Below are 25,988 nucleotides of genomic sequence, written 5' to 3' on the forward strand. Positions count from 1 at the left end.
CTTTACTTTTGCCGCATGGAAGTTATTTTAAAGTATTTCAGCGACTTTACACCGGAACAGCTGTCGCAGTTTGAGGCACTGCAGGGATTATACCAGGAATGGAACGAAAAGATCAATGTGATATCCCGTAAAGATATAGATGCCTTATATGAAAAACACGTATTACATTCTCTCAGCATAGCCGCTATAGCGGATTTCCAGCCAGGCACCCAAATCCTGGACCTGGGCACCGGCGGCGGATTTCCGGGTATTCCCCTGGCAATCTTCTTCCCGGAAGTACAATTTCACCTGGTAGATTCTATTGGTAAAAAGATCAAGGTAGTGGAAGGCGTTGCAGAAGCGCTGCAGCTAAAAAACGTTACCGCGGCACATAGCCGGGTGGAAGACATTAAGAACAGGAAGTTTGATATCGTGGTTTCCCGCGCGGTGGCTCCTTTGGGCGACCTTTGGCGCTGGAGCAAGCATGTATTAAAGAAGTCCACCGTACCGGGCAAGCAGTTTGAGAAGGGGCTGATTTGCCTGAAGGGCGGGGATCTGGCCCAGGAAATTTCCGACAGCGGCTTAAAGCCACGCCTGGTAAAGGTGTATGATATTTTCCCGGAAGAAAGTTTTAAGGAGAAATTTGTGGTATTGGCTAAGAGCTAAACCCGGTTTCCAGTGTAGTGTGGCGGATGCCCAGGTGTTCCAGTTCATGGCGCAGCTCTTTCTTCAAAGCTTCTGTGCCGGCAGCATCCAGCTGCGGATCTATGGTTACCTGGGCCGTTAAAGCGTTTTCGGTAGTGCTGAGCGCCCACACATGAATATGATAAATATCTTTTACCCCTTTCACGGCCAGGGCCTTTTTCCTGATTTCCTGTAAGTCGATATCCTTTGGGACGCCATCCATCGACAGGCGCAGGCTGTCGCGCAGCAGCCCCCAGGTGCCCATTACAATTACTACCATTACTATTATACTCAACAGGGGATCCAGCCAGTACCATTTTGTGTAAATGATCATGATACCCGCAACCACGGTTGCCATTGATACCAGGGCATCGGCGGCCAGGTGGAGGTAGGCTCCTTTTATATTCAGATCCCTTTCTTTGTCTTTGAAAAACAGCCAGGCGGTAAAAGCGTTAATAAAGATACCGATGCCGGCTACAACGGCAATGGGCGTTCCAGGTACTTCGTAGGGCTGGCTGAAGCGGCGGATGGCCTCATACCCGATTACGCCTACCACAATGAGCAGCAGCATGGCGTTAAACAGGGAGATAAGTATTGTACTTTTGCGGTAGCCGTAGGTATAGCCGGGGTTGGACGTTATTTTAACCAGGCGGAACCCCAGCAGTGAGAGGGCCAGGCTGGCCACATCGCTGAGATTATGCCCGGCATCGGCCATGAGGGCCAGGGAATGGGTGAGGAAACCCGCTATAAACTCCGCCGCCACAAAGGCCAGATTGAGGGAAATACCCCATATAAAAGCCCTGTTAACCTGGGCGTTATTGAGTGCAGGAGTATGGGCGTGGGCGTGATCATGCATAAACAACAGATTTCCTGGTACGTAATTTAAGAAGATTTTTTTTCGTCCATATAAAATATCCGGTTCGCTGCTTCGTCATCCTTATTAAGATGAAACAGCTGGTCCTTACAAATAGCATTATGGCCATAGAGCAAAACGAACGCATACAGGCAACCGTGAAGCAGGAACGCAAGCGATTGCTGCATTTTATCCGGCAACGGGTAAATAATGCGTCCGATGCAGAGGATATTTTACAGGATGTTTTCTATCAGTTTACCGAATACCTGCGCCTGGGAAGCCAGGTAGATTCTATCACCGGATGGCTTTTTGCCGTAACCCGGAACAAGATTACCGATTGGTTCCGTAAGAAGAAAGAAACTCCTTTTTCCGATTTCACGCGCGAGATAGAAGGCGAAGAAGTGTTATTTCTCCCCGAACTACTTTCCGACAAAAACATGGAGGCAGACACCCCGATGGCGAAAAAGATTATGTCGGAAGCCATTATGGAGGCCATTGATGAGTTACCGGCCGAACAGCGGCAGGTATTTCTGCAGCACGAACTGGAGGGGAAATCCTTTAAGGAAATGAGTGAAGAAACCGGCATCGGGGTAAATACCCTTTTATCACGCAAACGTTATGCAGTACTGTTCCTGCGGGAACGCCTGGCAGAACTGTACAACGAATTACTTAACGACTGATTTAATTATTAAGATATGAGAAACAATTTTGGCAGAAGAAGGGGGCCACAGGTCCTCAAGTTTATAATCATGGGAGTACTGTTCATTACAGTAGTAGGATTTGCGACCATGTTATTATGGAACTGCCTGATCCCTGAACTGTTCCACGGACCGGTGATCAATTTCTGGCAGGCACTGGGCCTGATGTTACTGGGTAAGTTACTTTTTGGATGGCATAACCATCACGATAAATTTGGCCGCGGCCGGGAATGGAAAGCCCGCCTGAAAGACAGGATGGCGAATATGACCCCGGAAGAACAGGATAAAATGAGAGAACATCTGCGCAATCGCTGCAGAACCGGCTTTGGTGCGTGGAAACGCGACGACTGGCACCGTGATCCTGAACAACCTAAAAACGAAGAAAAAGAATCACACTAAAAAACATTTGTGCGATGATAGGAATATTCAAAACCAATATAGGCAGCCTGGAAGAGCGCCAGCAGATGATCCAGGCCATTGCTTCCAGCTTCCCCGTTGGGTCATGCCATGTAGACCTGGACGACTGCGATAAAGTATTACGCATTGCCGACTTACAGGTGGAAGAGAATATTATTATAGAATTCGTTCAAAAACAAGGTTTTGAATGCGCTGTGCTGGAATAATCTGAGATTTTTCAGCAGCGGATCAATATTCCCGGGCCATCTGGCGATTTTATTATACATAAATATATTTTATATGTAATAAGCTATTGGCCGGCTCGCAAATCTGGCGTAACTTCAAAGAGAATGCAGCGGCCCGGGTATATTGTTTACAAAGCCAGGTATAGTGTATTTGAAATCCTCTAAATTTTGTTTCCTATGTACCTGAACCAGCACGAGATCAAATCTCTATTAAATACCAGTTTCGACAACTTCGTGGATTTTGTGAATACGTTGCCGGATATACGATTTACCGCTTCCCCTTACGGTAAGTGGTCGGCCGGCCAGCAGCTGGATCATCTCACCAAATCCATCAGACCCGTAAGCAGTGCCCTGGGATTTCCCAAAGTAACACTGCTCTATTTCGGCACCAGTGCCATACCATCCCGGTCGTACAACCAATTGGTGGCCGACTATGAGCGGATCCTGGATGCCGGCGCAAAAGCTACCAGGGCCTATCAGCCCGGGGTGATCTATCCTGCGCAGCGACCGGCGCTGCTACAAGGTTTTCTTCTCCAGAAAAATAAATTAATCAACAAACTGGCCGGCTGGTCGGAAAGTGACCTGGACAGGTACCGCCTGCCACATCCCCTGCTCGGAAAGATTACCATCCGGGAGATGCTTTATTACATTGCACATCACAATGAACACCACCTGAGCAAATTAAAAGATCAGGAATTACAGGGCCATACCTGGCAGAACCAATTACAGCAGCTGATATTTTGATTTTTTAGTTAAATTGTTGCTACCTAAAAAATCCTCATGGCTACAACTGCGTTAGTCATCAGCGGCGGCGGCTCCAGGGCAGCTTTTGCTGTTGGCGCTTTGAAGTATCTTTATTCCCAACAACCAGCTATTGAATTCGACTTTTTCTGCGGCACCGGCATCAGCTCATTAATTGCTCCCCTCGCAGCTTTGGGGGAAATAACATTGCTGGAAAAATTATTCACCAGCAACACCACCGCCGACCTGGTGAGCACCAATACCATGCTGCAACGCTTCCCCCAAAACAACTCTCTTTACAACGCTACCGCCCTTACCCATAAAATTACCAACATCTTTACCGATGCCCGCTTCAGCGCACTGCAAAAGCTGAATAAAGAAGTATTTGTGGCGGCACGTTGCCTGCAAACAAACCGCCTCACTTATTTTTCCCCGTCAGGCGCCGATATGGTGAAGAAGGATTATGATGTAATATCCCTTCTTGATAATTACACATTCCGTGAAGCCATGCAGGCATCCTGCAGCATGCCGGTGTTTATGCCACCGGTGGAAGTGGCGTCCCTCCCCGATCATGTGCAGCAGTTCACCAATGCCGGCGGCGCTCACTATCACCCCGTTAAACTGGCCATTGAAAAAGGCGCCACTGAAATTTATGTCATCCTGCTCACACCTGAAACTCCCGGCGAAGATGATATCCTGTTCCAAAACCTGATCGATATCCTCGAAAAACAAGTGGATAATACCACCAATGAAATAGCCGCCACCGACGTGGAAATCACACAGCTCATCAACCAGTCGCTCACCTACCTGGATGCGGTAAAAGATAACCTGAAGAAAAAGGGAATCCCTGCTGCGGATATAGATCAGTGTTTTGATCTTCCCGCTATTAATCCCTTCCAGGGAAAAAGGGCGGTAAAGCTGCACATCATCCGTCCGAAAACAGCGCTGGATGCAGCTATGGGAGGACTGGAATTTATACCGCAGATAATGAAAGAAATGATGGAAGAAGGAGAACAGCGGGCAGCTGCGGTGTTGCAATAGCTGTAAAAAAATACCGGGATGCTGCTTTTGCAAACAACATCCCGGTACGGATTTTATTTCCGGTGTATATTAAGACACTGCTTTGTTATTACTTCTGTCCACATCTGCCATACGCTGACTGGGATCTATTTCCAGCTCTTTAATATCTGCAAGCGGAGTATCCAGTTCTACTTCATAAACAGGATTAGTCCAGTACCAAACGGGGTCGACTATACGTTTTACATTCGGATACTCATTAGGCTTTTCGCCGTACATGATGGACAACGGAATATAGTGCAGCACTTTATTACCGCTCTTATCCGTTACCATAAAGTCGATAGGCATCGGCATATATCCTACCCTGCGTAAACGCACTACTGTTTTATTACCTTTTGCAAAAACGCTGTCGATACCATAGTCGATATGCTTTACTGCATTGATAAAATATTGCTTGTACCAATCCAGTTCAATACCGCTTTCTTTTTCCATTACCCGTACAAAATCATTCACGTTCGGATGTTTGAAGCGCCATTCATTATAGTAGCGTAACAAGCCGTTATCGCGGTTTTGCGCGCCAATTACATACCCCAGCTGTTCCAGGAATACAGCGCCTTTGGAGTAGGCGGTAAGACTGTAACCGTAGTTGGTGTTAAAGTGATCGGCATGTGTGGTAGCGGGTTCTTCAAAAGGACTTTTTGCCAGCGCAAAATAGCCTGCATAGGAATCTTCCAGTGCATCGCGGCCTTTCAGTGAATCGATGGTATTAAAGATCACATTGTTTTCCGCAAAGGTAGTAAAGCCTTCATCCATCCAGGGGTACAGGCTTTCGTTGGTGGCCAGCATTCCCTGGTACCAGCTGTGCATCCACTCGTGCATGGCTACACCATACAAACCATCCATTTTACCGTTGCCCATAATGAGGGTACCCATTGGATATTCCATACCGCCATCACCGCCTTGTATGAAAGAGTATTGCTCATACGGATAGGCGCCGTAATGCGCTTTGATGTAGGCATAGGCAGCAGGCACCATTTTCGCCAGCTGCGGCCAGGTATTGTGCGTGTATTCGTTGTCGATATAAAAGAAGTGAGCCGTAAAGCCATCCACTTTCTGCGTGATGTGTTTGTAATCCGGATCGGCGGCCCACATGAAATCATGCACATTGGGTGCAATGAAATGCCAGGTGAGCGTGTTGCCGGTGGGGGGTGTTACTTTAACGCCTGGTTTCTCGTATCCGTGCCCAATCTGATCGGGGTTTTGCAGGTAGCCTGTACCACCGATCACATACTTTTTATTGATGGTGATTTTTACATCATAGTCGCCCCATACGCCGTAAAATTCGCGGGCGATGTAAGGAGTGGCGTGCCATCCTTCGTAATCGTATTCGCACATTTTAGGGTACCACTGCGCCATAGAGAAGTCCACTCCTTCGGCGTTATTGCGACCACTGCGACGGATCTGTACCGGCACCTGTGAGGCGAATTCCATATCAAAAACAGCTTTGGAGTGTGGCAGGATAGGCTTATCCAGCGGCACTTCCAGGATGGTTTCCACTACTTTGAAGTCCTGTGGTTTTCCATCGCGTTTCAGGGAGATGATTTTCTGGTAGCCTATTTCATCGGGTTTCAGTTGGGAGATGCGGTCGCGTACGCGGTTATCCCAGTCGCGGCGTTCGTTCCCTTTCTTATCTCTTCCTATTACAATTTTTCCCAGTTCACGGCTGCGTACATCCATCATGCTGCCGGGCTGAAAGGCGTTCCAGTAGAGGTGATAAAAAACTTTCTTTAATGTATCGGGGGAGTTATTGTAATATTCAAGGTGTTGTTGTCCTTTGAATTGATTGGCCGGTGCATCCACCTTCACATCCATCGTATACTTTACTCTCTGTTGCCAGCGGTCAGACTGAGCGCTTAGTTGTAACCAGCTGCCCGCCAGCAAAGCGATGGCAATACAGCTGCCTGTTGTAACCCGGTACTTCATTCCGTTTTATTTGGTTTAAAACAGCTAAAATAAGGATCATTTGGCGATTTTGTCCCTGATATTTGATGAGTGTAATGTGGCCGGAAGTTAATCAGGAAAAACTGTGGAGGGTGAGTCCGAGAAAACCGGCGTACCGTTGTGCGGCAGGCTCAAACGCTTTCAGGCCGGCCTTTTTGAGTGGTTTAAACGGATCGGTAACGATGGTTACACTGTCTTTTTTAAAGGTGCGTTTCCAGGTACCTATGATTTGCCCGTTTTGTACCATGATAGGATTGAAGATACCGTTGATGGTCATTACCTTTTTGGCAAACTGCATATCTATCAGTGTGCTGCGGTCTTTATACCCGATGAAATATTCATCGAAGGCGGGTAACAGCAGGGCGGTATCAGGTGTGGTTTGTTTTTTCCCGGGGGCCATCCAGTAGGCCGTACCGTTTACGTCCAGTGGTTTTAACGCGGATTGCGCGCCTTCCAGTCCGGCCCGGGCATCCGTGAGCGGGAGGCCGGCCCATTGGGCGAAATCGGGCAAGGTAGCCGGACCGTGACTGATAAAGTAGCGTTTAGCCAGGGTAACCAGCGACGCCTGCTTATTGAGTGTGGCCGTGCCGGGCAGCCATTCATCGAGGAGTGTGTAGGTAAATTGTTTTCCACTGAGAGGGCCGTTACAGATAATTCCATCTGCCGCCGCGTGATAGATGATGTGGTTCATGCGGTGGTCGTCAGTATTGATTCCCTTTTCCTGTAACAGGGTGGTGAGTTCTTTGCGGGTGAGGTGGTTTCCTCCCTGTAATGCTTTGGTGATATATTGATTGGTTTTCTGCAGGAGGGCATTGTCCATTTCCAGTTTGCGCATCATGCTGCCCATGCGGGCTTTTATGGTGGGAGCAATGAGTTGCAGTATCCAGCGTACATCGGCGGGGGCTATGAGGTGCAGGGTGCCGCGGAAGGCGGTGGTGCGGATAATGGATTTGTTGCTGATGGCTTTTTCTATGTCCGCGTCTGTACAGCCGGGGAGCCGTGCGCCGATGCCCCATTTGCTGTTGGCATGTTCCTGTGCCTGCATGGCGCCAAAGAAGGCCACGATGTCCTGCGGTTTTTTGAAGGCTGTTTTCAGCAACTGCTGATGTTGCAGTCGCAGTGCGGCGATATCAGTAACGGGCATGGCTAAATGATTTGTTATACAAAACAACAGCACGGGTACGACAATAGTATGTCAGCAACTAACCGGAAGGTAAAAATAATTATTCAACGCCCTGCACCACTACTACAATTTCTCCTTTTACGCCTTTTTCAGCGAAGTAATCGTGTACTTCCTGTAATGTGCCGCGTTTATTTTCCTCGAACATTTTGGTGAGTTCGCGGCATACGCAGCATTGGCGGTCTGGTCCGAAATACTGGATCAGGTCGGAGAGGGTTCTGAGCAGTCTCATGGGCGACTCATAAAAAACGATGGTCCGTTCTTCGGTGGCCAGTTTCGTAAAGAGGGTGTGGCGGCCTTTCTTGAGGGGGAAGAATCCTTCAAAGGCGAAGCGGGTCATGGGGATACCGCTGTTAACCAGCGCGGGTACAAAGGCGGTGGCGCCGGGGAGGCATTCTACCGGTACGCCGGCGCGGGCGCATTCCCTGACCAGTAAAAAGCCGGGATCAGAAACTCCGGGGGTACCGGCATCGGTGAGCATAGCCATTGTTTTACCGCCCTGCAGCTGTTGCAGGAGGTGTTGCACTATTTTATGCTCATTGTGCTGATGGTAGGGTGTAACGGGTTTATTGATCTGGTAATGCCGCAGTAATACGCTGGAAGTACGGGTATCTTCCGCGAGGATAAGATCTGCTTCTTCGAGTACTTTTACGGCCCGGTAGGTAATATCGGCGAGGTTGCCAATGGGAGATGGAACGAGATATAATTTCATAATTTAATTACGAATTACGAATTACGAATGTGTGGGGAGATGCAGTCCGGAGACTTTACCAGTCATCTCCCCACAGCTCCGTTATCCGCAATTCGCAATTAATTATTGTATTTGTACTTCAAAAGATTCCATTACCTGGTTTGCCAGCAGTTTCTGGCAGGCAGTTTCAGCGATCTGCCTTGCTTCTTCCTGGCTGGCGGCTTCAATTTGCAGAGTAATGTGTTTACCAATACGTACATCTTGTACCTGGCCCAGGCCGAGGTTCTTGAGACCACTCATTACCGCTTTACCTTGCGGATCTAATAATTCTTTCAGTGGCATCACATTGATATGTGCAGTAAAAGTCATTGTGCTAGAAATTTTGCCGCAAACCTACATCAAAAAATCCAGAATGTTAAACCGCTTCTATTTTCGGCGGCGCCACTACCGATAATATTACGTAACAAATAAATATAAAAGGAACGGTAGCGAACTTCAGGAGCGGTATGCTTACCAGGGTGAGCAGGATCAGTAAGAAGCGGGGCCAGTTGTCGGCCAGGCTTTTACTTTTGAACTTCAGGCTGATCATTGGTATTTCCGCCACCATCAGGTAGCAGAGCAGCGCAATAGTGATATATAATACCCAGATATTCTGGAACCAGTGGGCCAGGTTAAAGGGATTAAATAAAAGGATGAGGGGGAAAGAGGCCACCAGCAGGGCTACTGCGGGAGTGGGCACCCCAATGAAGTTTTCAGACTGGCGGGTATCTATATTGAACTTGGCGAGGCGGTAAGCGGCGAAGCAGGGCACCAGTAAGGCCGGCGCCAGATTTATAATGGATACATCAAAAACATCGGGTTGCTGAAAATAAGCGCTGCGCAGGAGGCGGTACAGCATCATGCCGGGTACCACGCCAAAGGTTACTACATCAGCCAGTGAATCGAGTTCCTTACCCATAGGGCCCGATACTTTGAGGAGGCGGGCTATCATACCATCAAAAAAATCGAAAATCCCTGCAATCACCACCAGTGCGGATGCCCAGTATACAGGCTCCGGGCTGATAATCGTATAGTCGGCGCCGTTAATTTCCGCGCGGTATTCAGGCGCATGCAGTATGCAGATAATGGCCAGTGCACCGCAGAAGAGGTTACATAGGGTAAGAATATTCGGTATTTGTTTCATTAACTGTGATTATGATGATTTTGTGATTATCCTGATGAGCGAAGATAGAATATTGACAATTATATTATATCATCTATCTTTTAATCTTTGCTAACCAGGATAATCATAAAAAATCATCATTATTACTTGGCCATCAGGGCTTCAATTTCATCTGCCGTGATAGGAATATTCTTCATCAGGTCCACATTACCATCGGCGGTGAGCCAGATATTGTTTTCGATGCGGATACCCAGCTGTTCTTCTTCAATATAAATACCTGGTTCGATGGTCATTACAGCGCCTACCGGGATAGGCTGATGGAAAGAAGGACCGAGGTCGTGCACATCTATACCGAGGTGGTGGGAAATACCGTGGTACAGGTATTTGCGGTAGGCCGGTGTTTCCGGGTCCTGGTTTTTCACCTGTTCTTCTGTGAGCAGCCCGATTTTTATAAATTGTTTAGTGGCTTCCTCTCCTACCATTTCGTGGTATTTGGCAATGGTGATACCCGGGCGGAGAATAGATTTGGCGTAGTTATGCAGGTGCAGGCAGGCATCGTATACCTGGCGCTGACGCGGCGAAAACTTACCATTTACCGGTACGGAACGCGTAAGATCGGCGTTGTATCCGCCGTATTCTGCACCAAAGTCCATCAGGATCACTTCCCCGTCTTTACATTCCTGGTTATTGGAGATGTAGTGCAGCGTGCGTGCGCGGTCGCCGGAAGCGATGATAGTGCTGTAAGCTTCACCGGCAGAGCGGTTGCGGAGGAATTCGTGTAAAATTTCCGCATGGATTTCATGTTCCCATACGCCGGGTTTAATGAATTTCAGTAAGCGGCGGAAAGTTTTTTCCGTGATATCCATTGCTTCCTGCATTACCTTGATTTCTTCCGGCGTTTTTACTGCGCGCAGTTCTTTAAAGATAACGGCTGCACGCAGATAGTTATGCACCGGATAGCGTACTTTCAGTTCCTGTACATAGCGGTAATCTTTTACCGGTACGAGGTTTGCCTTGCGGTTATTTTCGTTGGAATTCAGGTAGATGTTGGCGGCTTCGTTGATCCACTGTTGTAAAAGCGCATCGAGGCTATCGAGCCAAACTACGGTGCCCATACCAGACACGGCGTATGCCTCGTCTTTGCGCAACCTGTGACCATCCCACTTTTCCTTTAACTCGTTAGGCCGCACCAGTACCAATACTTCGCGGTACTTCGGATCCGGGTTATCGGGATACAACACTACCATCGTATCCTCCTGATCAATGCCTGTAAGCCAATACAGATCTGAGTTCTGTTTGAACTTGTACAAGGCGTCGCCATTGGTGGGCAGTTCGTCATTGGAGTTAATAATAGCTATAGACTGTGGCTGCATTTTAGCCACAAAACGCTGGCGGTTCTTCACGAACAGCTGCGGATCCAAGGGCAGATTCTTCATATCGCTTAATTTCAAATGAGGCTTCAAACCTATGTAAAATTCGGGAGGTAGAAATGTGAAAAAGGTCAGAACCGGCAAATCGGTCAATATCTGCATCATTAAATGACAAAATCGTACTAATATTTCCTTACAATTATTTAATAGTATATTCTCTCAAATATGGTTAGATAATCCTGCAATGAAAAGTGGACATTTTGAAGATATCGCAACAACCACCCCTAAACCGGTATTTAATTTCTAAATTTCAATGGTATAACACCTATAAAATTTGACAATATCAAAAAATCGCTAGTTTTGCTTTTACACCAAAACAATCTTGCTTTTATGCAAATGAGTAGCGTAAGGAATCCAGTTGCTGACTTACGGGGACTTGGCATAGAGAACGTAACGAACGTCTATTACCAACTTTCACCCGAAAAACTGGCGGAGCAAACGGTCGCCCGTAAACAAGGGGTATATGCCGATACAGGGGCATTAGCTGTAAACACCGGCGAATTTACCGGCCGCTCACCCAAAGATAAATTCATTGTAAAAGACAACATCACAACGGACACTGTTAACTGGAACGATTTTAACCTCCCCATTTCTGAAGAAAATTTTGATCGTTTATACAGCAGAATCACCCGTTATTTCAGCGGGAAAGACGTGTGGGTACGTGATTGCTATGCGTGTGCCGACCAGGACTACCGGGTCAACATCAAAGTAATTACAGAACTGCCGTGGTCAAGTCTGTTTGCCTACAACATGTTTTTACGTCCTTCGGAAGATGAACTGGATTACATGCATCCCGATTGGACCGTTATCCAGGCGCCCGGCTGTCTGGCAGATCCTGCCACCGACGGCACGCGGCAGCAGAATTTCTCCGTAGTGAATTTCACCAAAAAAATTATCCTCATAGGTGGCAGCGCCTACACCGGTGAAATCAAGAAAGGCATTTTCACGATCCTGAATTACGAATTGCCGCACAACAAAAATGTGTTAAGCATGCATTGCTCCGCCAACGTAGGCGATGACGGCGATACTGCTATCTTCTTTGGTTTGAGCGGCACCGGCAAAACCACGTTGAGCGCTGATCCTTCGCGGAAGCTTATTGGTGATGATGAACACGGATGGAATGCTACCGGCGTCTTTAATTTTGAAGGCGGTTGTTATGCAAAATGTATTGATCTTTCTGAAGAAAAAGAACCGCAGATATTTCATGCTGTGCGTGAAGGCGCGCTGCTGGAAAATATCAACTTTTTCCCGGGTACCAATACCGTGAACTATGCAGATTGCCGGATCACGGAAAACACCCGCGTATCTTATCCGCTGCCTTATATTGATAACGCATTGGAACCTTCTGTGGGAGGTATTCCAAAAAATATATTCTTTCTTACCTGCGATGCCTATGGCGTGTTACCACCGGTTTCCAGGTTATCGCCCGGACAGGCCATGTACCAGTTCATTTCCGGCTACACGGCCAAAGTGGCGGGTACCGAAGCGGGCGTCACAGAGCCGAAGTCCACGTTCAGCGCGTGTTTCGGCGCGCCATTTATGCCTTTGCATCCGGCGCAGTATGCGCAGATGCTGGGTGAAAGAATGCGCAAATACAATGTAAATGTATGGCTGATCAACACCGGCTGGACCGGCGGTGCTTATGGCACCGGCAGCCGCATGAAGTTATCGTATACCCGTGCTATGATCACGGCAGCGTTGAATGGCAGTCTTGACAAGGAAACTTTCCACGCACATCCTGTATTCGGTTTTTCAATCCCTGATAATTGCGCCGGCGTTCCGTCCAATATCCTGGACCCACGCAATACCTGGGAAGATAAAGCTGCTTATGACAGGCAGGTAAAGGATCTGGCCGGACAGTTCATCCGTAATTTTGAAAAATATGCAGGGGCATCAGCACCGGAAATACTGGATGCTGCTCCAAAAATCTAATTCGTAAAGTACTGTGATCTGGCTCTTCGGTTGCATATATCAACAAGAAGATTTATATTTAAGTTTTGCCTTATAATTTCCACTGAACAACTCGTAAGTTCCTGACGGGCGCAATGCCTGAGCAAAGCAAGTTCCTTTACAGGAGCTTGTTTTGCTGGATCTTCGGACGATTTAAGACGATTGTCTCCATTCCTTCCGGCAGCGCTTCCCTAAAAAGCTGATTTCCCATAGCTGATTACATACAGCTTTTTCTTACCTTTGCACATGCAAATTTTAGACGGTAAACTCGTTTCTGAGGCTATAAAGGCCCAATTAGCCGCACAGGTGGCTGAATTGAAGGCAGCTGGGAAAAAGGTCCCTCACCTGGCAGCCATATTGGTAGGTAATAATCCGGCAAGTGAAACCTACGTAGCATCCAAAGTAAAATCATGTGCAGAATGCGGTTACAATTCCACCCTCCTGCGTTTTGATGCGCAGATCTCTGAAAAGCATCTGCTGGACCAGATCATTCTGCTGAATGAAAATCCGGATGTGGATGGTATCCTTGTACAATTACCTTTACCAAAACATATCAATGAAGAGCTGGTGATCAACACCATTGATCCGAGCAAAGATGTGGATGGTTTCCATCCCATGAACGTAGGTAAAATGGTAAGTGGTTTACCTGCTTTTATTCCTGCTACTCCTTATGGTATTATGCTGATGCTGGAGCATTACAACATTCCGACCAAAGGAAAACACGCAGTAGTAATAGGTCGCAGCCATATTGTAGGCACGCCTATGAGCATTTTGCTGAGCCGCAATACCAATCCAGGTAACTGTACCGTTACCCTTACCCATTCCCAGACGCATAACCTGGCTGAAATTTGCCGTCAGGCAGATATCATCATTGCCGCTATCGGCAGACCGGATTTTGTAACAGCGGATATGGTGAAAGAAGGCGCTGTAATTGTGGATGTAGGTATTAACCGTGTGGAAGATGCCACCAGGAAAAGCGGGTTCCGCCTGAAAGGTGACGTGAAGTTTGACGAAGTAGCGCCTAAATGCAGCTACATCAGCCCGGTACCGGGTGGCGTAGGTCCGATGACGATTGCCGCTTTGCTCAAAAACACCTATCACGCCACTATTGGCTTGAAAGGAAGTATGAATTAATCTGCGGAGAGTCAGGGATTCGAACCCGTGAGGTTTGAAAATAGAATTAAATATAGCCGGAACTAAAAAAACCGGACCTTTGTGAAGTAAGTCATGTCTGTAACAACAATAAATATTAGTACCGATACCCTCCCGCTGATGGAGCGCTTTTACACAATCCAGGGTGAAGGCTACCATCAGGGGCGGGCTGCCTATTTCATCAGACTGGGTGGTTGTGATGTGGGTTGTGTGTGGTGTGATGTAAAAGACAGCTGGGATGCTGATAAGCATCCGCAGGTAGCCGTGTCCGATATTGTAACCGAAGCAGCGGCCTATCCCGGCCGTATTGCAGTGGTTACCGGTGGTGAGCCATTGCTTCATAACCTCGATGCACTTACCCGTTCCCTGCACAAACAGGGTTTTCACACACATATTGAAACCTCCGGTTCTTCCCCGCTCAGTGGCAAATGGGACTGGATTACTTTATCGCCCAAAAAGTTCAAGGCGCCCCTGCCGGAAATCTGCAAGGCCGCGCATGAACTGAAAGTAGTGATCTTTAATAAAACGGATTTTGCCTGGGCAGAAAAATATGCTGCCTTAGCCGGTAAGCATTGTAAGCTGTACCTGCAGCCCGAATGGGAACGCAGCGCAGAAATGACGCCGCTGATAACAGAGTATATCAAGGATCATCCGGAATGGACCATGTCATTGCAGATCCATAAGTATATTAATGTTCCATAGATAATTTGATTTCTGTGAATCTTTAAAAAGTTTTTGGGAGATAACGGTGAATAGATTCACTTTTATCTCCCATTATATTTTTAACACTTTATCGCTGTACTATTCTCATAGTATTTTCGTTAATTACATTGCGAATACATACTATGAAAAAGACCTCCCTGTTAATACTGAGTTGCCTGCTGGGCTTCGGGCTGCTGTTGCAGGCCCAGACAGTTACCTATGAAAACGCCCCTAAAAAAGCCAAAGCCAGTTTTGACCGCGCCATTGATGCCGTAAGAACTTACCAGACAAAAGCTGCTATCGGATTTCTGCAGGATGCCATTAAAACGGCGCCCGGATTTACTGATGCATACGGACAAATGGGCTTGTGTTATGTGGAGCTGAAAGATTATGCAGCAGCCACCTCCGCATTTGAGAAGCTAAAACAACTGGATAGCAGCGGGCTGCGGCCGGTAATGGTACCTTATTCAAAAGCGATGGCAGGCACAGGGAATTTCGTAGGTGCGTTACAGTTAATCAATCAATACATTGCGTCCATCAAATCGAAAAGTGCAAATGCTGAGAAGCTGAAAGTTAATTATGAATTTGCCGTAAACAACAACCGGCAGGCCGTGCCATTCCACCCGGAAAACCTGGGTGATCCGGTAAACAGTAAAGATCCGGAATACTTCCCCTCATTAACTATTGACAGTAAAACATTGATCTTCACCAGGCGCGTAAATGGCCGCAATGAAGATTTTTATATTACGTACCGGGACAACAACATCTGGTCAGCGGCACAAAACATGGGTGAACCTGTAAACTCCTCTTTCAATGAAGGCGCACAAAACATTTCACAAGATGGTACCATGCTGGTATTCACAGGCTGCGAATTTCCGGAAGGCAAAGGCAGCTGCGATCTCTACTACTCGGAAAAAACCGCTTCGGGCTGGACCGCACCAAAGAATATGGGATCGCCCATTAATACACGCGACTGGGAGTCACAACCCTGCCTCAGCGCCGACAAACAAACGCTTTATTTTGCACGTGAAACACCAGATCATGGTGCAGATATATTTGTAACCAGCCGGCAACCCAACGGACAATGGAGCGTACCCGAAAGGATGGGGCCCAATATCAATACCAACGGCAGGGAAACCACACCCTTCATCCACGCAGATGGACAAACGCTCTACTTTGCTTCCGACGGGCATCCGGGATATGGCGGTCTCGACATCTTTTATTCAAGGCGGCAACCCGATGGCAGCTGGGGACCAGCCACCAACCTCGGTTACCCGATCAATACCATTGATGAAGACGCCTCGCTGGTAGTAGAAGCAAATGGTAAAACTGCCTACTTCGCCTCCGACCGGTCTGATACCCGCGGCACCCTCGATATTTACCGCTTTGAACTTTACCCGGAAGCACGCCCCCTGCAAACACTGTACGTAAAAGGCTATGTGTATGATACCCTCACGCACCAACGCTTAACCGCCAGCATAGATATCATTGACCTCCAGGGCGGATATAATATCGCTACCGTTAAAACCAATGAAACCGGCGATTACCTCGCGCCACTACCGGTGGGAAAGGATTATGCCATGCACGTAAACAGGAAAGGATATCTCTTTTACTCAGATAATTTTTCGCTGAAAGAACACAACCCCGGTATCCCTTACGAAAAAAATATTCCGTTGCAGCCACTGGCTGCCAATGCCAGCATCGTTTTACATAACATCTTCTTCGACAGCAAACAGTATAACCTGAAACCTGAATCGGTAACGGAACTCAACAAGCTGGTGAACCTGTTAAAGGATAACTCCACCGTAAAAATTGAGATCGCCGGGTATACTGATAACGTAGGTACCGACAAAGACAATCAACTGCTTTCGCAGAACCGCGCCAAAGCGGTGGTAAGCTACCTCACAGAAAAAGGTATCCCGCTGGATCGCCTTACAGCAAAGGGTTATGGAGAGAATGACCCGGTAGCCACCAACGATACAGAAGAAGGAAGAGCCGCCAACAGGCGGACGGTGTTCCGGATTATCAGCCTGTAAGCGTAGGTTGTCTTTTTCAGGATTAAACTGATTAGGCTGATTACCTTGATTTTACTTTTTGGATTTTATAAATGATTATAACTGATTAGGGGAGATATAAGCGAATACCCGCTTATATCTCCCCTAATCAGTTATAATCAAAAGTGATCAAATCCCTAAATCAGTCTAATCAGTTTAATCCTGAAAAAGACAACCTACGCGTTGATCCCTTCGCATATTAGTAGTTGCGCAACCTGCTTTGCAGAATAGAATCTTTTTGCTGCGTGGTTAATTTATACTGGAAGTTGTACAATGCTCCTTCCCAGTCGCCATACATGGGATTGGGCAATACAATATACCGGCTGCCGAAGTTGGAGGTTGCCTGTAACACCGCTGTATTTCTTTCTTCAAAAGGTTTTTTGTCGAACGTAGCGGAGAAGTCGCCGAGGTTATCGCCAAACAGCATTACAATTTCATACTGCTGCAATACCTGTTGCCGGCGGGGTTCTTTGCCGGAGGTAGTGGTTTTCAGCAGCAGGTGCTGATCATCAGCATCGGGGAACTGGTAGCGCTGCAGGTTTTGCAAGGTAACGGCTCTTTCGCTTTCGGCCCTGTTGGTGATATAAAATACTTTTACGCCTTTGGAAGCTGCATACTTAAAAAAGGAAGGTGCGCCGGGAACGGTGTCTGCGGCGACTTTGGCGGTCCATTCCATCCAGCTTTTATCATCGTAGGTTTTACCTGCCAATGCCTGGTGCACAGAGTAGGGGCTGTTATCCAACACGGTTTCGTCGATGTCTGTAACTACTGCCAGTGGTTTGCTGCCTTTGGCGGCGAGGTATTGATCGAGGCGGAGCGCAGCCAGTTGGTATGCCTGCAGGCACAATGCCTTGTATTCGCCGGACTGTTGCTGCCATAGTGCGGCCCATGCCGGCCCACCGGGAATCAGTTGAGATCCGGTGTTCTTTTCTGCTACGGGCCGGGTAGTTTTACAGGCAAACAATCCTGCTGCCATTACGCCTGTCAGTATCCATTTCATCTTCATAAAAATATCCGTTGGTAGCTGCAAAAATAATTCATGCTGTGCAGAAAAAGTGCCGCGGGAAAATTGTAAATTATGCGGAAATATTGTTTGTTATGCCCCAGGAACTCATGTATCAACTGGCATTAACCCGTATTCCCCTGATCGGCGATGTAATTGTAAAAAAACTGCTGGAGCATTTCGGCAGCGCCGGTAATATTTTCAACGCGCGGAAACAGGAGCTGGAAAGAATTGAAACGGTAGGCGCCATCAGGGCCGCCGCTATCCGTAATTTCCGTGATTTTGCGGAGATAGAAAATGAAATCAGTTTTATGGAGAAGTACAGGATACAGCCATTATTTTGTACAGACCCGGCGTATCCGCAGCGATTGCTTCATTGCTACGACAATCCGGCGATGTTGTATTACAAAGGCAACGCTTCGCTGAATGCCATGCGGATGATCAATATTGTGGGCACGCGGCATCCTTCCGCCTACGGAAAGAGTGTTTGCGAAACATTGGTTAAAGGACTCTCTGAGGCGGGGATTACCATTGTGAGTGGTTTGGCCTATGGTATTGACATCATTGCCCATAAAACGGCCTTAAAAGCCCAAATACCTACTATCGGGGTGCTGGCACACGGGCTGGACCGGATCTATCCGCCGGCGCATAAACAGGTGGCAGTGCAAATGCTGGAGCAGGGCGGACTGCTCACCGACTTCCCGAGCCAAACCATGCCCGACCGGCAAAACTTTCCCAAGCGGAACCGGATCGTGGCCGGGATCTGCGACGCCACTATAGTGATAGAAAGCGGGATGCGCGGCGGATCGCTGATTACAGCGGATCTGGCCAATGGCTACAACCGCGATGTGTTTTGTATTCCCGGCAGGCTTCATGATCCCCAGTCTGCCGGCTGTAACTACCTGATCAAACAAAACAAAGCCGCCCTGCTCACAGGCCCCGAAGATGTGCTGGCACTCATGGGCTGGCAGGAGAAAACCGCTGCCGGCAAGGCTCCGGTGGTGCAGCCTGGGTTATTTCCGGAGTTAGGCGAGGACGAACAGCTGATTATGTCGCTTTTCCGGGAAAAATCGCAGCGGCACCTCGAAGAATTGTACCTGCAAACCCGTTTATCCGGGAGCCAGGTAGCCACCGCCGTGTTCAACCTGGAAATGCAAAGTGTGCTCAGAAGCTTACCCGGACAGCTTTACGAGCTGGTTTGTTAATGATTTATTAACAACCGGGCGGGCCCGGTGGAGAGTGATTATTTTATTTATTGGGTAATTAGGTGTACATTTGCGTGCAATTATTTTTTAACTGATTAATAGTTGCATCATGCCTGCGGGAAAATCTAAACCCAAATTTGTAGCTGACGGACTTACATTCGATGATGTGCTCCTGGTACCGGCCTACTCTGAAGTTCTGCCTAAAGAAGTAAATCTCTCTACGCAATTAACAAAAAACATACGTCTGAATATACCAATGGTATCTGCAGCGATGGATACTGTTACAGAAGCAACGCTGGCGATTGCGCTGGCGAGGGAAGGCGGAATAGGTATTCTCCACAAGAACATGAGCATCGAACGGCAAGCCGAAATGGTAAGACGTGTAAAGCGCAGCGAAAGCGGAATGATCATTGATCCCGTTACGCTGAAGGTGGATGCTACCATCGGAGAAGCGCTGCGACTGATGAAAGAAAACGGTATCGGCGGTATTCCCATCATTGATGACCACAACAAACTAGTAGGCATCCTGACAAACAGGGACTTACGGTTTGAAAAAAATAAAAAACGCCTTGTAAAAGAAGTAATGACCAGCGAAAACCTGATCACTGCTCCGGAAGGCACTGACCTGAAAAAGGCAGAAAAAATTCTCCAGCAATATAAAATCGAAAAATTACCGGTTGTTAACAAGCAGGGCAAACTGGCAGGATTGATCACTTACCGTGACATCCTTCAGCTGACCAGCTACCCCAATGCAGTAAAAGACGAATTTGGCCGTTTACTGGTGGGTGCAGCATTAGGTATTACTGCCGATTTGCTGGAACGCGCACAGGCTTTGATCAATGTAGGTGTGGATGTGGTTTGCCTGGATAGCTCCCACGGTCATTCTATTGCCGTATTGAACAACCTGAAGAAATTAAAGAAAACATTCCCTAAACTGCAGGTGATTGCAGGTAACGTAGCTACCGCAGAAGGCGCACTGGCACTGGCACAGGCAGGAGCCGATGCAGTAAAAGTAGGTGTAGGACCTGGTTCTATCTGTACTACCCGTATCGTTACAGGAGCAGGTTTCCCGCAACTTTCCGCTGTAATGGAAGCCGCTGATGCATTGAAGAAACTGGGTATCCCGGTAATTGCAGATGGTGGTATCCGTTATACCGGCGACATGGTGAAAGCCCTTGCCGCTGGCGCTTCTACCATCATGGCAGGATCTATTTTTGCAGGAGTGGAAGAAAGCCCCGGGGAAACGATCATTTACGAAGGACGTAAATTCAAATCTTACCGTGGTATGGGTTCTATCGAAGCCATGCAGGAAGGTAGTAAAGACCGTTACTTCCAGGATGAAGATGATATCAAGAAACTGGTACCGGAAGGTATCGTAGGCCGTGTTCCATACAAAGGCATGTTGTCTGAAATAGTACAGCAATTTGTAGGTGGTTTAAGGGCTGGTATGGGTCTTACCGGTTCCAAAGATATCAAAGCATTACAGGGAGCGCAGTTTGTAAAAATTACGGCTGCTACCGTAAAGGAAAACCACCCGCATGATGTGGTGATCACAAAGGAAGCACCTAACTACAGCAGATAAGCAACACTTTAAATACAAACGCCTGGTATGAAAGTACCGGGCGTTTTTGTTTTCAGTAATTCCGCGCTTATCTTCGTCGTAATTCGTAATTCATAATCCGCAATGCTTAAATGAAGAAGCCTTACCTGTTGCTGAGTATATTGAGTGGTTTGATTTGCTGGCTTGCCTGGCCCACCCTGCCGCTTACCCCGCTTATTTTCATCGCCTTTACGCCCTTATTGTATATCAGCGATAAGGTGCAGCACCGCTGGAAATATTTTGGTCTTCTTTTCCTGGCTTTCCTCGTTTGGAACGTAGCATCCACCTGGTGGGTGGGCAATACCACCCTTCCGCTGAGCGGTGTTTTTGCCAATTGCTTCAACGCCCTGCTGATGAGTATTCCCTGGCTGGGTTTCAAAAATACGAAGCGGAAATTGCCGGAGTCAGTGTCTTATTTTGCCTTGATCGTATATTGGTTAACGTTTGAATACATTCATCAGACCTGGGAATTCAGCTGGCCGTGGCTGGTGCTTGGCCATGCCTTTGCGCTGCGGCCGGGATGGATCCAGTGGTATGAGTATACCGGTACCAGCGGAGGTACTTTCTGGGTGTTGTTAGCCAACGTTGTTATTTACAATGTATGGAAACGGGCCCGCCTATACGATTTTACCTGGAAACAGATCCTGTTGGGAGAAAGCTGGAAGCCCCTGCTGGTGATTGGGTTACCGCTGATTATTTCTGCCTTTATATCTGCACCGGCAGATAACCCTGCCCGGAAAACAGAGATCGTGATTGTGCAGCCGAATATAGATCCCTATGATGAAAAGTTCAGCGCCGGATCGGCGATGGAGCAGCTTGGCAAATTTTTACATCTCACTGAAGAAAAAGCGGATAGCAATACCCGTTATATTATATGGCCGGAAACGGCATTGTTCCCACAGGGAGCATGGGAACATGAGCTGAACTATCAGCCGGAAATTATCGCTGTCCGTGAAATGCTGCGTAAATACCCGAAGGCAAAGCTCATCAGCGGTGCAGCTACCATGAAACGCTACACTACTACCGATGAAATACCCAATACCGCCCGGACCATGAATGACGGCACCCGTTGGGATGCCTACAATAGCGCCATACAGGTAGATACATCCCGCAATATCCAGGTGTATCACAAATATGAGCTGGTGCCCGGCGCCGAACTGGTGCCCTATGTAGGTTATTTATCGTTTATGCAGAGCGTTGCGCTGGATTTTGGCGGTATCTCAGGTAGTTATGGCAGGATGCCGGGTGTGGAAATGTTCACCAATCCGCAGGACAGCATCAACGTATTTCCTGTAATCTGTTATGAATCTGTGTTTAGCAATTACATGGCCACCCATATTAAACCCGGTGCTAATTTATTAGTCATTATAACCAACGACGGATGGTGGGGAAACACCGAAGGACACCGGCAGCATTTACAGTATGCCCGGATCCGCGCCATTGAAACCCGGCGCTGGATAGCCCGGTGTGCCAATACCGGTATATCGGCCGTGATAGACCCATCGGGGAACGTCCATCAGCCGCAGCCCTATTGGAAAGAAGCTGTTTTTAAAGCAACTGTAACACCGGAGGCAGGTATTACGTTCTATGTAAAAAATGGTGACCTGGTTTCCAAAGCAGCACTAATATTTTGTATCTTGTTAGTGGTACATGCTTTTATTTCACGATTTATTCCCGGCTTAAGACATGCGGAAATCAATCAATAACGGAAACATCACCTGGCTTGACGAAGGCAAAGGTGCAACGATAGTGCTTATACACGGTTTTTCAGAAAATGCCACGCTTTGGGACAACCAAACAACGCGACTAAAAGAGCATTACCGGATTATTATCCCTGATTTACCCGGAACCGCATTATCGCCGCTTACTACTCCACTTACCATTGAATCTATGGCGGAGTACGTATATGCCATCCTGTTAGCAGAAAACATCAGTGAAGCAGTTATTATCGGTCACTCTATGGGTGGCTACATTGCACTGGCGCTGGCGGAAAAGTATCCGGCGCTGTTGAAAGGACTCGGCCTCTTTCATTCTACCGCGAAAGCAGACAGTGAAGAGAAAAAAGAAGGAAGACGCAAATCCATCCGGATGATGGAACAATATGGAGCAGAAACATTTCTACGGCAAACATTGCCGAATATGTTTAGTCCTGCTACCAAAAGTAAACACAACAAATTGATAGACGCCTATGTAAAACTGGGCATGGAATGCCAGCTTCCCGCCCTGGTAGCGTATTACGAAGCAATGGCAGTGAGGCCGGACCGGACAGGAGTATTGAAAACCCTCCGCGCGCCGGTGTTATTTATGATCGGGAAAGATGATAATGCAGTGCCGCTGGATAATGTGCTACCTCAGATAACTTTACCCCCGGTCAGCAGTATACATATTTTTGAAAACGTGGGCCACATGGGCATGTGGGAAATAGCGGAAGAGAGCAATGTGATATTGGAACAGTTTATAGCATTTTGTCAACTATAATCTAAAAAACACCTGTTGTGAAAAAACTTCTTGTCATCCTGCTATGCATGGTGTGCGCCCTGGTGGCGCAGGCCAGTCATATCATAGGCGGACAGGTATATTATAAGTTTCTCGGGCAGAGTGGGAATAACCTTCAATATTCCATCACACTGAAATTATACCGCATTTGCGGCGATGGGGAGCGGATTGCCAAAATGCCCACCGCTGTTATACTTTCTTCTTTTGACAGGAGCACTTACCGGCAGATAGCCCAATACCAGATCACGCGTACCAACTTTGAAGTAAAAAATCTTGCGAAGATAGATCCGTGTATCGTTAACCCACCAGTGATCTGTTACCAGATAGGAACTTACACCACTACGATTACCATTCCGGTGAATGCCGCCGGTTATACCATTGCTTTCCAGAGCTGCTGCCGTGATCCGTACATGGAAAATATAGTGGCAGAACCTATTCCAGGCGGCCGTCCCGGCGACCTCGGCACGGGCGCAACTTACTATGCCGATATTCCCGGCAGCAACTCCGGCGCTACCAATAATTCAAGCCCGGTTTTTAATAAAGAAGAAGCCACCCTTGTTTGTGCAGACAAAAAATTCACCTACGATTTTTCTGCGACAGACCCGGATGCAGATTCTCTCAGCTATGAGTTCTGCGACGCTTATAAAGGCGGCAAAACCAGTGAAGGAAATGTTCCGCCTGCGGCGGACGCACCGCCGTACAGCTTCGCCAGCTATGTATCGCCATTCAGTGGCAGCAGTCCGCTGGGATCTACCGTTACCATAGATCCGCATACCGGTATTATTTCCGGTGTGGCGCCGGCGGCAGGTAAATATGTGGTAACAGTGTGTGTGAATGAATTCCGCAGAGGACAAAAGATCGGAACATTGCGGAAAGATTTTCATATCAACATCACCTCCTGCGTGAAACAGGCCACCGCTGCCATGCCCGAAAAATATGCAGACTGCAGCAGCTTAACCGTAACCTTCACCAATAACAGTACGCTCGGAAAGCCCTATCAATGGGACTTTGGAGATGGCACCACATTGGATACCAATACTGCCAATCCTATTCAGCATACCTATGCACAACAAGGTACCTATACCGTAAAACTTTATGTAGATAAAGCGAGCAATTGCGGCGACAGCGCCATTGCTATCGTATATGCGTACCCGGTATTCAAGCCGGCATTTACTACCGCAGGCGCCTGCGTGAATAAAGAAACAAAATTCAATTCTGCTCCCACCCGGTCAGATGCCGGTGGCATTGCTTATTACAAATGGGATTTTGGCAACGGGGATACTTCCAATTTAGCGAACCCGCCTTATACATATACCACACCCGGCACTTATAATGTAAAGCTGTATGCCCGCAATGTAAAAGGATGTGAGCAGACCATTACACAGCCGCTGGTGATTTATGATAAGCCGCCATTCACTGCTACCAACGATACGTTACTTTGTGCAAAGGACAGTTTGCAGATGCGTGCAGGCAGCACACTTCCCGGTTCTTATTCCTGGACGCCGGATAATTATTTTATCCTGAATCCCAATACGCCCAATGCCATTGTATTTCCGCCGAAGTCGTCTGTTTACAAGGTAACATTTACGGATACACAGGGTTGTACCAATTTTAAAGATGTAAAGGTAGATGTGAGAGATACCATCCGGGTGAAAACGATTTCCGACAGCACCGTGTGTACCAGTGATGAGGTTCATTTGCCATCGGTTACAGATGGAACGTATACCTACCGCTGGACGGACCTGGACCGCAACCAGGTAGTATCATTACTGGCGGATGCGTATGTAACACCCACTCCTCCCAAACAAAGTTATGAGATCCAGGTAGCGCTGGGCAAATGTCGTTCAGCCGATACCGTTACACTCAAAGTGGTGGATCCACCGAGGGCTACTGCTGCTCCTGATACCACTGTTTGCTTTGGTATTCCGCTTACGCTGCGTGCCACAGGAGGCGCTTACTATAAGTGGACGCCGGCCTATTATGTGGATAAATCCACATCGGCAGTTACATTGGCCCATCCCCCGGACACTACCCTGTTTACAGTAACGGTAACGGATACACTGGGATGTCCTAAACCGGTTACTGCCACCGCGTTAGTAAAAGTGGTGCCTAAGGTAAATGCCTTTGCCGGCAACGATACCATTATTATGCTGAACACACCATTCCAGCTGAATGCTACCGGGGGCGTACGATATACCTGGACTCCGCCGGATGGATTAAACAGCCGCAATATTTATAACCCGGTAACTACATATAACCGTGATATCACATATACCGTTACCGCCTATACGCAGGAAGGTTGTTCCGGTACCGACAACATTTTTGTACGCTTTATCAAAGGACCGGATATTTATATACCTAACGCATTCTCACCCAACGGGGATGGTTTAAATGATGTATTCCGTCCGTTGCCGGTGGGCATTGTGCAGATGGAATTCTTCCGGGTGTTTGATCGCTGGGGTAAGCTAATGTTCTCCAGTACGGCGTATCTCAAGGGATGGGATGGAACTGTTAACGGCAGTATTGCTGCAGTAGGTACCTATGTTTGGGTAGTTCAGGGAAAAGATATTAACAATAATACAGTTCAACGTAAGGGGACCGTCACACTTGTAAGATAAAGTTGGCCGGATTGAACCGTATATGCTCTTTTTTTGTTAAATTCAGAGAGCAGTATCCCCCATCATGAAGAGAGCAGTTTTACTGATATTGAGCTGCTGTTTGTTCCCTGTTTTTGCGGCTGGATATCATA

The 25,988-nt window shown here is 47.6% G+C and carries 23 protein-coding genes; 15 read left to right on the plus strand and 8 right to left on the minus strand.

The genetic code is table 11. The features are described 5' to 3' along the window. Nucleotides 1–15: 15 nt before the first annotated feature. Nucleotides 16–645 carry a 16S rRNA (guanine(527)-N(7))-methyltransferase RsmG gene (gene rsmG, locus B5Z18_RS10705; protein WP_079470041.1) on the plus strand — a complete coding sequence of 210 codons (630 nt, stop codon included), beginning with the start codon at nt 16–18 and terminating at the stop codon, nt 643–645. Here rsmG and B5Z18_RS10710 read toward each other — a convergent pair. Beyond that, nucleotides 635–1,519 carry a cation diffusion facilitator family transporter gene (locus B5Z18_RS10710; protein ID WP_079469340.1) on the minus strand — a complete coding sequence of 295 codons (885 nt, stop codon included), beginning with the start codon at nt 1,517–1,519 and terminating at the stop codon, nt 635–637. The two genes, rsmG and B5Z18_RS10710, sit on opposite strands and share 11 nt — an antisense overlap. An 89-nt stretch (nt 1,520–1,608) precedes the next feature. On the opposite strand from B5Z18_RS10710, the gene B5Z18_RS10715 reads away from it, so the two are divergent. The 5 genes from B5Z18_RS10715 (at nt 1,609) to B5Z18_RS10735 (ending at nt 4,637) form a co-directional block, all read left to right on the plus strand. Then, nucleotides 1,609–2,196, plus strand: a complete 588-nt coding sequence (locus B5Z18_RS10715) for an RNA polymerase sigma factor (RefSeq protein WP_227024399.1) — start codon at nt 1,609–1,611, stop codon at nt 2,194–2,196. 15 nt (nt 2,197–2,211) lie between these two features. Further along, nucleotides 2,212–2,613: a hypothetical protein gene (locus B5Z18_RS10720; protein ID WP_143313546.1), complete on the plus strand. Its 402-nt coding sequence runs from the start codon at nt 2,212–2,214 to the stop codon at nt 2,611–2,613. Nucleotides 2,614–2,627: 14 nt separating this feature from the next. Next, entirely contained in the window at nt 2,628–2,837 is a 210-nt protein-coding gene (locus tag B5Z18_RS10725) for a hypothetical protein (protein ID WP_079469342.1), read from the plus strand. Between the two features lie 195 nt (nt 2,838–3,032). Next, a complete protein-coding gene (locus B5Z18_RS10730; protein WP_079469343.1) occupies nt 3,033–3,599 on the plus strand; it encodes a DinB family protein in 567 nt (188 codons plus the stop codon). 36 nt (nt 3,600–3,635) lie between these two features. Beyond that, entirely contained in the window at nt 3,636–4,637 is a 1,002-nt protein-coding gene (locus B5Z18_RS10735; protein ID WP_079469344.1) for a patatin-like phospholipase family protein, read from the plus strand. 69 nt (nt 4,638–4,706) lie between these two features. Here the strand turns inward: B5Z18_RS10735 and B5Z18_RS10740 are convergent, their stop codons facing one another. From B5Z18_RS10740 to B5Z18_RS10765, 6 genes are all read right to left on the minus strand, one after another. Beyond that, nucleotides 4,707–6,596 carry a M1 family metallopeptidase gene (locus tag B5Z18_RS10740; RefSeq protein ID WP_143313547.1) on the minus strand — a complete coding sequence of 630 codons (1,890 nt, stop codon included), beginning with the start codon at nt 6,594–6,596 and terminating at the stop codon, nt 4,707–4,709. Nucleotides 6,597–6,687: 91 nt separating this feature from the next. Continuing rightward, complete coding sequence (locus tag B5Z18_RS10745; RefSeq protein ID WP_079469345.1) at nt 6,688–7,758, minus strand: winged helix DNA-binding domain-containing protein; 1,071 nt, start codon at nt 7,756–7,758, stop codon at nt 6,688–6,690. 79 nt (nt 7,759–7,837) lie between these two features. Beyond that, on the minus strand, nt 7,838–8,506 hold the full coding sequence (gene rsmI / locus B5Z18_RS10750; RefSeq protein ID WP_079469346.1) for a 16S rRNA (cytidine(1402)-2'-O)-methyltransferase: 669 nt from the start codon (nt 8,504–8,506) through the stop codon (nt 7,838–7,840). A 102-nt stretch (nt 8,507–8,608) separates the two neighbouring features. After that, on the minus strand, nt 8,609–8,854 hold the full coding sequence (gene purS / locus B5Z18_RS10755) for a phosphoribosylformylglycinamidine synthase subunit PurS (protein WP_079469347.1): 246 nt from the start codon (nt 8,852–8,854) through the stop codon (nt 8,609–8,611). A 46-nt stretch (nt 8,855–8,900) separates the two neighbouring features. Then, nucleotides 8,901–9,668 (minus strand): CDP-alcohol phosphatidyltransferase family protein, encoded by a 768-nt coding sequence (locus B5Z18_RS10760; RefSeq protein ID WP_079469348.1) that lies wholly within the window; start codon nt 9,666–9,668, stop codon nt 8,901–8,903. A 122-nt stretch (nt 9,669–9,790) separates the two neighbouring features. Beyond that, nucleotides 9,791–11,083, minus strand: a complete 1,293-nt coding sequence (locus B5Z18_RS10765; protein ID WP_079469349.1) for an aminopeptidase P N-terminal domain-containing protein — start codon at nt 11,081–11,083, stop codon at nt 9,791–9,793. A gap of 324 nt (nt 11,084–11,407) precedes the next feature. On the opposite strand from B5Z18_RS10765, the gene pckA reads away from it, so the two are divergent. The 4 genes from pckA (at nt 11,408) to B5Z18_RS10785 (ending at nt 16,917) form a co-directional block, all read left to right on the plus strand. Continuing rightward, nucleotides 11,408–13,009 carry a phosphoenolpyruvate carboxykinase (ATP) gene (gene pckA, locus B5Z18_RS10770; RefSeq protein ID WP_079469350.1) on the plus strand — a complete coding sequence of 534 codons (1,602 nt, stop codon included), beginning with the start codon at nt 11,408–11,410 and terminating at the stop codon, nt 13,007–13,009. Between the two features lie 264 nt (nt 13,010–13,273). Then, on the plus strand, nt 13,274–14,161 hold the full coding sequence (folD, locus tag B5Z18_RS10775) for a bifunctional methylenetetrahydrofolate dehydrogenase/methenyltetrahydrofolate cyclohydrolase FolD (protein ID WP_079469351.1): 888 nt from the start codon (nt 13,274–13,276) through the stop codon (nt 14,159–14,161). A gap of 93 nt (nt 14,162–14,254) precedes the next feature. Next, nucleotides 14,255–14,881, plus strand: a complete 627-nt coding sequence (locus tag B5Z18_RS10780; RefSeq protein ID WP_079469352.1) for a 7-carboxy-7-deazaguanine synthase QueE — start codon at nt 14,255–14,257, stop codon at nt 14,879–14,881. 143 nt (nt 14,882–15,024) lie between these two features. Continuing rightward, nucleotides 15,025–16,917 carry an OmpA family protein gene (locus B5Z18_RS10785; RefSeq protein WP_079469353.1) on the plus strand — a complete coding sequence of 631 codons (1,893 nt, stop codon included), beginning with the start codon at nt 15,025–15,027 and terminating at the stop codon, nt 16,915–16,917. Between the two features lie 217 nt (nt 16,918–17,134). Here the strand turns inward: B5Z18_RS10785 and B5Z18_RS10790 are convergent, their stop codons facing one another. Beyond that, entirely contained in the window at nt 17,135–17,935 is an 801-nt protein-coding gene (locus B5Z18_RS10790) for a 5'-nucleotidase, lipoprotein e(P4) family (RefSeq protein ID WP_235015905.1), read from the minus strand. Between the two features lie 98 nt (nt 17,936–18,033). On the opposite strand from B5Z18_RS10790, the gene dprA reads away from it, so the two are divergent. From dprA to B5Z18_RS10815, 5 genes are all read left to right on the plus strand, one after another. Continuing rightward, complete coding sequence (gene dprA / locus B5Z18_RS10795; protein WP_079470044.1) at nt 18,034–19,143, plus strand: DNA-processing protein DprA; 1,110 nt, start codon at nt 18,034–18,036, stop codon at nt 19,141–19,143. A gap of 109 nt (nt 19,144–19,252) precedes the next feature. Further along, the gene (gene guaB, locus B5Z18_RS10800; RefSeq protein WP_079469355.1) at nt 19,253–20,725 is read left to right on the plus strand and encodes an IMP dehydrogenase; all 1,473 of its coding nucleotides are present in this window, start codon (nt 19,253–19,255) and stop codon (nt 20,723–20,725) included. Nucleotides 20,726–20,835: 110 nt separating this feature from the next. Beyond that, on the plus strand, nt 20,836–22,449 hold the full coding sequence (gene lnt / locus B5Z18_RS10805; protein WP_079469356.1) for an apolipoprotein N-acyltransferase: 1,614 nt from the start codon (nt 20,836–20,838) through the stop codon (nt 22,447–22,449). Then, entirely contained in the window at nt 22,430–23,221 is a 792-nt protein-coding gene (locus B5Z18_RS10810; RefSeq protein WP_079469357.1) for an alpha/beta fold hydrolase, read from the plus strand. The genes lnt and B5Z18_RS10810 overlap by 20 nt, the downstream gene beginning before the upstream one ends. 17 nt (nt 23,222–23,238) lie before the next feature. Beyond that, nucleotides 23,239–25,857 (plus strand): PKD domain-containing protein, encoded by a 2,619-nt coding sequence (locus B5Z18_RS10815; RefSeq protein ID WP_143313548.1) that lies wholly within the window; start codon nt 23,239–23,241, stop codon nt 25,855–25,857. The last annotated feature ends 131 nt before the right edge of the window (nt 25,858–25,988 follow it).

This window comes from Chitinophaga ginsengisegetis (assembly GCF_900168065.1).
GTDB classification, from domain to species: domain Bacteria; phylum Bacteroidota; class Bacteroidia; order Chitinophagales; family Chitinophagaceae; genus Chitinophaga; species Chitinophaga ginsengisegetis.

Excerpts from the sequence above, each read along its gene's own strand:
- rsmG (WP_079470041.1), top strand. The coding sequence starts at position 16 with ATGGAAGTTATTTTAAAGTATTTCAGCGACTTTACACCGGAACAGCTG.
- B5Z18_RS10710 (WP_079469340.1), bottom strand. The coding sequence starts at position 1,519 with ATGCATGATCACGCCCACGCCCATACTCCTGCACTCAATAACGCCCAG.
- B5Z18_RS10715 (WP_227024399.1), top strand. The coding sequence starts at position 1,609 with ATGAAACAGCTGGTCCTTACAAATAGCATTATGGCCATAGAGCAAAAC.
- B5Z18_RS10720 (WP_143313546.1), top strand. The coding sequence starts at position 2,212 with ATGAGAAACAATTTTGGCAGAAGAAGGGGGCCACAGGTCCTCAAGTTT.
- B5Z18_RS10725 (WP_079469342.1), top strand. The coding sequence starts at position 2,628 with ATGATAGGAATATTCAAAACCAATATAGGCAGCCTGGAAGAGCGCCAG.
- B5Z18_RS10730 (WP_079469343.1), top strand. The coding sequence starts at position 3,033 with ATGTACCTGAACCAGCACGAGATCAAATCTCTATTAAATACCAGTTTC.
- B5Z18_RS10735 (WP_079469344.1), top strand. The coding sequence starts at position 3,636 with ATGGCTACAACTGCGTTAGTCATCAGCGGCGGCGGCTCCAGGGCAGCT.
- B5Z18_RS10740 (WP_143313547.1), bottom strand. The coding sequence starts at position 6,596 with ATGAAGTACCGGGTTACAACAGGCAGCTGTATTGCCATCGCTTTGCTG.
- B5Z18_RS10745 (WP_079469345.1), bottom strand. The coding sequence starts at position 7,758 with ATGCCCGTTACTGATATCGCCGCACTGCGACTGCAACATCAGCAGTTG.
- rsmI (WP_079469346.1), bottom strand. The coding sequence starts at position 8,506 with ATGAAATTATATCTCGTTCCATCTCCCATTGGCAACCTCGCCGATATT.
- purS (WP_079469347.1), bottom strand. The coding sequence starts at position 8,854 with ATGACTTTTACTGCACATATCAATGTGATGCCACTGAAAGAATTATTA.
- B5Z18_RS10760 (WP_079469348.1), bottom strand. The coding sequence starts at position 9,668 with ATGAAACAAATACCGAATATTCTTACCCTATGTAACCTCTTCTGCGGT.
- B5Z18_RS10765 (WP_079469349.1), bottom strand. The coding sequence starts at position 11,083 with ATGAAGAATCTGCCCTTGGATCCGCAGCTGTTCGTGAAGAACCGCCAG.
- pckA (WP_079469350.1), top strand. The coding sequence starts at position 11,408 with ATGCAAATGAGTAGCGTAAGGAATCCAGTTGCTGACTTACGGGGACTT.
- folD (WP_079469351.1), top strand. The coding sequence starts at position 13,274 with ATGCAAATTTTAGACGGTAAACTCGTTTCTGAGGCTATAAAGGCCCAA.
- B5Z18_RS10780 (WP_079469352.1), top strand. The coding sequence starts at position 14,255 with ATGTCTGTAACAACAATAAATATTAGTACCGATACCCTCCCGCTGATG.
- B5Z18_RS10785 (WP_079469353.1), top strand. The coding sequence starts at position 15,025 with ATGAAAAAGACCTCCCTGTTAATACTGAGTTGCCTGCTGGGCTTCGGG.
- B5Z18_RS10790 (WP_235015905.1), bottom strand. The coding sequence starts at position 17,935 with ATGAAATGGATACTGACAGGCGTAATGGCAGCAGGATTGTTTGCCTGT.
- dprA (WP_079470044.1), top strand. The coding sequence starts at position 18,034 with ATGCCCCAGGAACTCATGTATCAACTGGCATTAACCCGTATTCCCCTG.
- guaB (WP_079469355.1), top strand. The coding sequence starts at position 19,253 with ATGCCTGCGGGAAAATCTAAACCCAAATTTGTAGCTGACGGACTTACA.
- lnt (WP_079469356.1), top strand. The coding sequence starts at position 20,836 with ATGAAGAAGCCTTACCTGTTGCTGAGTATATTGAGTGGTTTGATTTGC.
- B5Z18_RS10810 (WP_079469357.1), top strand. The coding sequence starts at position 22,430 with ATGCGGAAATCAATCAATAACGGAAACATCACCTGGCTTGACGAAGGC.